The organism is Oerskovia sp. NPDC056781, from assembly GCF_042789955.1.
GTDB classification, from domain to species: domain Bacteria; phylum Actinomycetota; class Actinomycetes; order Actinomycetales; family Cellulomonadaceae; genus Oerskovia; species Oerskovia rustica.
This window is the reverse complement of record NZ_JBHUAD010000187.1, coordinates 1-8,098: the sequence shown is the minus strand read 5'-3', so window position 1 is coordinate 8,098 and position 8,098 is coordinate 1. Positions and strand designations below refer to the sequence as shown.

5 protein-coding genes are annotated in these 8,098 nt (G+C 69.7%); 4 read left to right on the top strand and 1 reads right to left on the bottom strand.

Annotated elements, in window-relative coordinates; genetic code table 11:
- Window positions 1-2,411: transglycosylase domain-containing protein (locus tag ACFRCR_RS14505; protein WP_377678487.1), on the bottom strand; the 2,411-nt coding region annotated here is incomplete at its 3' end.
- A gap of 357 nt (window positions 2,412-2,768) precedes the next feature.
- On the opposite strand from ACFRCR_RS14505, the gene ACFRCR_RS14500 reads away from it, so the two are divergent.
- The 4 genes from ACFRCR_RS14500 to ACFRCR_RS14485 all read left to right on the top strand — a co-directional run bounded on the left by ACFRCR_RS14500 (window position 2,769) and on the right by ACFRCR_RS14485 (window position 8,049).
- A complete protein-coding gene (locus ACFRCR_RS14500; protein WP_377678486.1) occupies window positions 2,769-3,377 on the top strand; it encodes a PadR family transcriptional regulator in 609 nt (202 codons plus the stop codon).
- A gap of 52 nt (window positions 3,378-3,429) precedes the next feature.
- A complete protein-coding gene (locus tag ACFRCR_RS14495) occupies window positions 3,430-4,521 on the top strand; it encodes an inositol-3-phosphate synthase (RefSeq protein WP_191791221.1) in 1,092 nt (363 codons plus the stop codon).
- A 437-nt stretch (window positions 4,522-4,958) separates the two neighbouring features.
- Window positions 4,959-6,290 (top strand): MFS transporter, encoded by a 1,332-nt coding sequence (locus tag ACFRCR_RS14490; protein WP_377678485.1) that lies wholly within the window; start codon window positions 4,959-4,961, stop codon window positions 6,288-6,290.
- Between the two features lie 223 nt (window positions 6,291-6,513).
- Window positions 6,514-8,049, top strand: a complete 1,536-nt coding sequence (locus ACFRCR_RS14485) for an MDR family MFS transporter (protein ID WP_377678483.1) — start codon at window positions 6,514-6,516, stop codon at window positions 8,047-8,049.
- The last annotated feature ends 49 nt before the right edge of the window (window positions 8,050-8,098 follow it).

Genomic DNA, 8,098 nt, shown 5'->3' with positions numbered 1-8,098 from the left:
CCGTTGCCCTGGCCTGCCGACGCGTCCCCGCCGTTGCCCTCCGGCGGGGTCGTCGGTGTCGGCGTGGGCGTCGGGGTGGGTGTCGGGTTGGGCGCACTGGGCTTGGGGCCCTTCGACAGGACGATCGAGACGCGGGAGCCGGGTTCGACCTGCTTGCCACCGGGGGCGCGGATCACCACGCCCGGCGGCTGGTCGGACCAGTCCTCCGTGAAGCTCACCTCGAGCCCGAGGCCCGCCAGGATCTGCGCGACGTCGTCCTTCGACCTGCCCACGAGGTCGGTCGGGACCGTCGCCAGCTCGGGGACCACGGGGTCGGGCTCGACGGGCTCGTCGACCGGCGGGATCTCGGTGGGCTCCTCGCTGGGGGTCTCGGTCGGGATCGGCTTCTTGGGCGTGTACTTGGGGAACTCCTGAACCTCCGCGTACTGCGGGAGCGCGAGCACGCCCTCCATGTACGAGGTCCAGGCCTCGACGGGCCACGTGCCACCCGTGATGGCCGGGTTGCGCCCCGTGGCCCACTTGCCGAACGGGGTGATCGACTCCTGGGCGTGCGTCTCGTCGTTCGTCTGGTAGAGACCCACGACGGTCGCGAGCTGCGGCACGTAGCCGGCGAACCAGGCGGACTTGTTGTCGTTCGAGGTGCCCGTCTTGCCGGCGACCGGGCGTCCCACAGCCTTGGCGAACTGGCCCGAACCGCCCTTCTGCTCGACGACCTGGGTCATCGCGTAGGTCGCGGCGGCCATGACGTCGGGCTCGAAGACCTTCCCGTTCCGGCCCGCGGGCTCCCAGATCTCCGCGTCGTTGCTCAGCATCTTGACCGACTGCACCACGTGCGGCGTCGACTCGTAGCCCTGGGCGGCGAACGTCGCGTACGCGTGCGTGATGTCGAGTGCTCGCACCGACGCGGAGCCCAGCACGTTGGACGGGACCGCCGCGAGGTCCTGGGTGCCCTCGGGGATGCCGGCGCGGATCGCGACCTCCTTGGTCGCCTCGGGACCGACCTCCATGTTGAGCGCCGCATACACGGTGTTGACCGAGTTCGCGGTCGCCTTCACCAGGTCGATCTGGCCGTACCCGTAGTTCCCGAAGTTGACGACCTTTCGGTCCCCGTCGTAGAAGCCGGGAACCTGGATCCCGTTCTCGCCGTCGTACCGGGCAGACAGGTCGATGCCCTTCTCCAGAGCGGCGACGAGGGTGAACGGCTTGAAGGTCGAGCCGGCCTGTGCCACTCCTCGCGTGGCCGAGTTGTACTGCTTCGTGACGAAATCAGGCCCGCCGTACACGGCCTTGACCGCACCGTCGGCCGGGTCGATCGAGACGATCGACGGCTTGAGGTTCGGTGACGCCGGGTGGTCCCCCTCGCGGGGGATGGTGGTCTCGGCGGTCTGGACCGCCATGGCCTGCATGTCCTTGTCGATCGTCGTGATGATCTTGTAGCCCTTGACCTCGAGGTCACCCTCGTCGTTCCCGGCAGCGACCCACTCGTTCTTCACCAGCTCCAGCAGGTAGCCCGCCTGGCCGCCCTTGGTGTTGGCCTGGACCTTGTCCTTGACCTCGGGGAAGGCGGCCTCCGCCTTCTCCGCAGCGGTGATGTACCCCTGGTCGGCCATGCGGTTGATCACGCGCTCCCACTTCTGCTGCGCGATCTCAGGGCTGACGGCGGGGTCGTAGTTCGTCGGGTTAGGGATGATCGCCGTGATCATCGCCGCCTGGGAGATGGTGAGCTCCGACGCCGGGACACCGAAGTACGTCTGCGCCGCGGCCTCGATCCCGTGCGCGCCACGACCGAAGTAGATGGTGTTGAGGTAGTTCCCGAGGATCTGCTCCTTCGGCTGCGTCTGCGTCAGGCGCAGGGCGAGCATGGCCTCGCGGAACTTGCCCGCGTAGCTGGAGATCGTCTCGTCGGAGTAGTAGCGCTCGGCGTACTGCTGGGTGATCGTCGAGGCGCCCTGTCGGGCGCCGCCCGAGAGGTTGTTCACGAGGGCGCGCCCCATGCCCTTGATGTCGATCCCGGAGTTCTCCCAGAAGGTGGCGTCCTCCGACGCGACGACGGAGTTGCCGACGTACTTCGGGAGCGTCTCGAACGGGACGATCACGCGGTTCTCGGTGAGGAAGTTCCCGATCTCCGTCACGCCGTCGGAGTAGTAGACCGTCGTCTTCTGCTGCTTGGCGTAGGCAGCCTCCGCAGGGACCGTGGTCGTGGCGTAGGCCGCGATGAACACTCCGGCGACCAGCGCGACGCCGGCCAGGAACGTCCCGAGCAGGACGCGCCACGACGGGAGCCAGCGGCGGAATCCCTTGACGTGGGACCGGGGGTAGTTGAAGAAGCGGCGCTTGCGCGCCGTGGTGCCCGTGCGCGCCGTGCCTCCGGTGCGCGCCGTGCCCTTCGTCTGCCTCGCGGAGCTCGCCACGGTTCACCTTCCTCTGGGGGTCACTTCAGGTCCGGACCGGACCGCGCTGCGCCCAGGGGGGAGGGCGACGGGGACGCGGGACATGCATCGGACCACCCTGAACAATAGGCCGTCAGCCCGTGAGGACAAGGACCTGCACAGGGGGAGGAGCATTGTTTCGCCACAGCCCCGCGGCAGTTCCGCCAGTCCTTCACAACTGGTCGGTCGCACGGGCCGCACAGCGTTCTATGCACCGGCGCATTGCGCAGCGGTTCGATTGCACCTAGCCTGTCGATGTATCGACTCGATACATCGAGCAGGTGAGCAAGCCCGAACCGCCCTCCGCGCGGCCACGGTCCCGGCGGAGGAGGAGGTGTCATGGCACGCAGTCGTTCGGACGTGCTGGAGACCGCCATCCTCGGCCTCCTGAACGAGTCCCCGCTGCACGGGTACGAGCTGCGGAAGCGGCTCAACCTGATGCTCGGCTCGTTCCGCGCCTTCTCCTACGGCTCCCTCTACCCGGCGCTCAAGGCGATGGTCGCGCACGGCCACATCGTCGGCACCGAGTCACCCACCACCCCTCCCCACGCACTGTCCGGCAAGCGTGCCCGGATCGTGTACCAGCTCACGGCCGAGGGCAAGGAGCGTCTCCAGACGGTCCTCGCGACCTCGGGACCGGCGGCCTGGGAGGACGAGAGCTTCGACGTCCGGTTCGCGTTCTTCGCGCAGACCGACGCCGAGACCCGACTCCGCATCCTCGAGGGCCGGCGCAGCCGGCTCACCGAGAGGCTGGAGTCGGTCAAGGAGTCCGCCGCCCGCACTCGCGAGCGCTTGGACGAGTACACCCTTGAGCTGCAGCGTCACGGCCTGGAACAGGTCGAACGTGAGGTTCGCTGGCTCGACGGACTGATCACGACCGAGCGCGACCGTCGTCGCACCCGGCCGTCGAGCGGCCCCGAGAACCATCACGGGCAAGACAACCACTAACTACGAAGCCGTCGGCGCGCAGCGCCTCCGGCACTGACAGCAAGGAGCGAGGATGTCCTCCATCCGCGTCGCCATCGTTGGCGTCGGAAACTGCGCATCTTCCCTGGTCCAGGGCGTGCACTACTACCGCGATGCTGACCCGAGCAGCACCGTGCCCGGACTGATGCACGTGCAGTTCGGTGACTACCACGTGTCCGACCTGGAGTTCGTCGCCGCTTTCGACGTCGACGCCAAGAAGGTCGGCTTCGACCTCTCGGAGGCCATCAACGCCTCGGAGAACAACACGATCAAGATCGCCGACGTGCCGCCCCTGGGCGTCACCGTCCAGCGCGGTGTGACGAACGACGGCCTCGGCAAGTACTACCGCGAGACCATCGAGGAGTCGGACGCCGAGCCGGTCGACATCGTCGCCGCACTCAAGGAGTCGGGCGCCGACGTGCTCGTCTGCTACCTGCCCGTCGGTTCGGAGATCGCCGCGAAGTACTACGCGCAGTGCGCGATCGACGCGGGCGTCGCGTTCGTCAACGCCCTGCCGGTCTTCATCGCCTCCGACCCCGAGTGGGCCGCGAAGTTCGAGGCCGCCGGTGTCCCGATCGTCGGCGACGACATCAAGTCGCAGGTCGGCGCGACCATCACGCACCGCGTGCTCGCGAAGCTCTTCGAGGACCGCGGCGTCGTGCTGGACCGTACGTACCAGCTGAACGTCGGCGGCAACATGGACTTCAAGAACATGCTCGAGCGCACGCGCCTCGAGTCCAAGAAGATCTCGAAGACGCAGGCCGTGACGTCGAACCTCGAGGGTCCCCTCGGCGGCAAGACCGAGGACCGCAACGTCCACATCGGTCCGTCGGACTACGTCGCGTGGCTCGACGACCGCAAGTGGGCCTACGTCCGCCTCGAGGGTCGCGCGTTCGGCGAGGTGCCCCTGAACCTGGAGTACAAGCTCGAGGTCTGGGACTCCCCCAACTCGGCCGGCATCATCATCGACGCCGTGCGCGCCGCGAAGATCGCCAAGGACCGCGGCGTCGGCGGCCCGATCCTCTCGGCCTCGACGTACTTCATGAAGTCCCCGCCGGTCCAGATGGAGGACACGAAGGGCCGTGCGGCTCTGGAGGCCTTCATCTCCGGTGAGAACGAGCGCTGATCCGTAGCGAGCCTGCGAGTGCAGGACCAGCGCGACCACAGACACCTGCGCTGATCCGTAGCGAGCCTGCGAGTGCAGGACCAGCGCGACCACAGACACCTGCGCTGACCTGACGCTCACGAGGAGGGTCCGGAACCTGAGGGTTCCGGGCCCTCTTCGCATGCCCGGCTGCGCCTCGCACGGGGGCCCGACGGCGCCTCCCGACTCCCGTCACCTCGCCCAGCCCGGGGCGCGGGGGCGAGATGGGTGCTCCCGCACGAGACGGGTCGTGCGGACGGTCTCCCAGGCCCCCGTCTCGGACCGAACCACCCGTCTCACCATCCTGCCCACCCCACCCCCGCACGGTGGCGCACCCCCGGATCCGGAGGGGCGCGCCGCCGTCGGGCCGTCCGGGGGCGGGGATCGCTCTCACCACCGCATACCCTGAACCGGTGGGTGTGATCTCGGAACTCGGCGTCCTGCTTCGGCTGCGCGACTTCAGGAAGCTCTTCGCCGTCCGGCTCGTCAGCCAGGCGGGCGACGGGATGTTCCAGGTCGGGCTGGCGTCGCTCCTCTTCTTCTCCCCGGAGTCCCAGGGCACGGCGGCGTCGATCGCCGCGGCGTTCGCGGTGATGCTGGCCCCGTTCACGATCGTGGGTCCGTTCGCGGGGGTCTTCCTCGACCGGTGGAGCCGGCGCCAGGTCCTGGTGTGGGGGAACGCGGTGCGCGTGGTCCTGACGGCCGCGACCGCGGTCCTCATGCTGACCACGGGCGTGACGCCGTGGATCTACGTGCTGGCGCTGGCCACGCTCTCGGTCAACCGCTTCCTGCTCGCGGGCCTGTCGGCGGGCCTGCCGCGCGTGGTCGACGGTCCGCTGCTGCTCACGGCGAACTCGCTGACCCCCACGCTGGGCGCCGCGGCGGCCTTCGTGGGCGGTGGCATCGGCTTCCTGCTGAGCCTGACGTTCGAGCCGGGGCGGGAGAAGGACTCGGTCGCGCTGGTGTGCGCGGCCCTCGTGTTCGGGGCGGCGTCGTTGCTGGCGCTGCGCATGTCGCGCGGGCTGCTGGGGCCGGACAAGCCTGCGGAGGCGGCGATCGCGACGGAGATCGCGAAGGTCGCGCGCGGCCTCGCGGACGGTGCCCGCTATCTCGTCGCGCGGCGCACACCGGGTCAGGCTCTCATGGTCATGGCGACGCACCGGTTCCTGTACGGGGTCACGTTCATCGCGTCGATCCTCATCTCGCGCAACCTGCTCTCGGACCCGGGCGACACGAACGCGGGCCTGGCGACGTTCGCGACGGTCGTGGGCCTCACGGGGGTCGGTGGAGCGCTCGCCGTCGTGCTGACCCCGACGCTCTCGCGGTACACCGGGCCGCACCTGTGGATCGCGCTCATGCTGGGTCTGGCCGCGATGAGCCAGCTCCTGCTGGCCACGACGCCGTCGCGCACGATCGTGTTCGCGGGCGCGCTGCTGCTGGGCCTCGCTGCGCAGGCGACGAAGATCGCGGTGGACACGATCGTGCAGCGCGACACCGCGGACGCCTTCCGGGGACGAGCCTTCGCGTTCTACGACGTCCTGTACAACGCGGCGTTCGTGGGAGCTGCGGCTCTCGCGGCGTTCACGCTGCCGGACACGGGGTACTCGCGTCCGGTCTTCGTGGTCCTCGCGGTCGCTTACGCGGCCGCCGCGATGGTCTTCGGCCGGTTCGGCGCACGGCACGCCGCGGGGCCCGACGGCGCTGCTCCCCTTCCCGAGGCGGCTCCCGACGGGCACCCCGCCGCGGGGTGAGGTAGCCCACCCGCTCGTTCTCCGCACCGCCTCGCGCCGCCGCGGACCGCCGTCGTGCCACCGATGAGTCCTGCCCGGAAAAGGAGTCGTCATGACCGGGGGGAATATCCGAGGATGGCTGAGCGTAGTTCTCGTAGGGCGTACGACATCCCGACCGACGCTCCCCTCTCGCTGCGCGCCGTCCCCCGTCGCGTGAGTGCGCACCGACCCCACAGGAGAGCCCATGCAGGTACCGCAGAGCACCGCCCCGTCCTTACCCGTCTCGGAGAAGCTGTCACGGGAGAACTTCCTCGTGATCGCGCTCCTCCTGGTCTCGGCGTCGGTCGTGATCCTCAACGAGACGACCATGGGCGTCGCCCTCCCTCACCTCATGGAGGAGATGGGGATCACGGCGTCGACCGGCCAGTGGCTGACCACCGCCTTCATGCTCACGATGGCGGTCGTCATCCCGGCGACGGGCTTCCTGCTCCAGCGTCTCGGCACGCGCGGGGCGTTCCTGCTCGCGATGTCGCTGTTCAGCGCGGGCACGGCCCTGGCGGCGTTCGCGCCGGGCTTCGGCTGGCTCCTCGGTGCCCGCGTCGTGCAGGCGTCGGGCACGGCGATCATGATGCCTCTGCTCATGACGACCATCATGACGCTCGTCCCGCCGTCGGCCCGTGGCCGGATCATGGGGAACGTCGCGATCGTCATGGCCGCAGCCCCGGCCCTCGGGCCCACGCTGTCCGGACTGATCCTCGAGACCCTCTCCTGGCGCTGGATCTTCGGCCTCGTGCTGCCGATCGCCCTCGTCGCCCTCGTGTTCGGCGCGAAGTACGTCAAGGACTCCGCCGACCGTACACACACGCGCCTCGACCCGCTGTCGTTGTTCCTCGCCGCCCTCGCGTTCGGTGGCCTGGTCTTCGGCCTCTCGAACCTGGGTGAGGCCGCACGTGCCACGCCGGCCGTGCCCGTGTGGATCCCGCTCGTCGTCGGGCCCGTGTTCCTCGTGCTGTTCGTCGCACGCCAGCTCGTCCTGCAGCGCCGCGACGCGGCGCTGCTCGACCTGCGCGTGTTCTCCTCGCGCGGCTTCACGGTCTCGCTCGGCATCATGTCGGTCGCGATGATCGCGCTGTTCGGCTCGATCATCCTGCTGCCGCTGTACCTGCAGAGCTCGCTGGGTCTCGACCCGGTCTACACGGGTCTGATGATGCTGCCGGGCGGCCTGATCATGGGTCTGCTGGGTCCGACCGTCGGTCGCCTCTACGACCGCCTCGGCCCGCGCCCCCTGGTCCTGCCGGGGCTCAGCGCGGTCGCGGTCTCGCTCGCGGCGCTGACCACGGTCGGCGCGACGACGTCGCCGTGGTTCGTCCTGGGCGCGCACGTCGTGCTGAGCCTGGGCCTGGCCTTCGTGTTCACGCCGCTGTTCACGGGTGCGCTCTCGGCGCTCAAGCCGTCGCTGTACTCGCACGGCAGCGCCATGATCGGCACGGTGCAGCAGCTCGCGGGCGCGGCCGGCACGGCCCTGTTCATCGCCGTCATGACCTCGCACGAGGTCGCCCGGGCCGCCGAGGGCGCGAGCCCGCAGGTCGCCCTCGCCGACGGTGTGTCCTCGGCGTTCGTCTGGGGCGCCGTGGTCATGCTCGTCGCGGTCGCGCTGTCGTTCCTGCTGCGCAAGCCGGCGGTCGTGGAGGCCCCGGCCCTCCTGTCCGACGACGTCACGCCCGTCGCGCAGGACGCTCCCGTCCTCGAGAAGGCGGGCGAGGCGACCGAGCGCCGCTGACGGTTCGACCGGTCCCGCAGGGGACCGTGCGCGAAGGGCGGGCACCGAC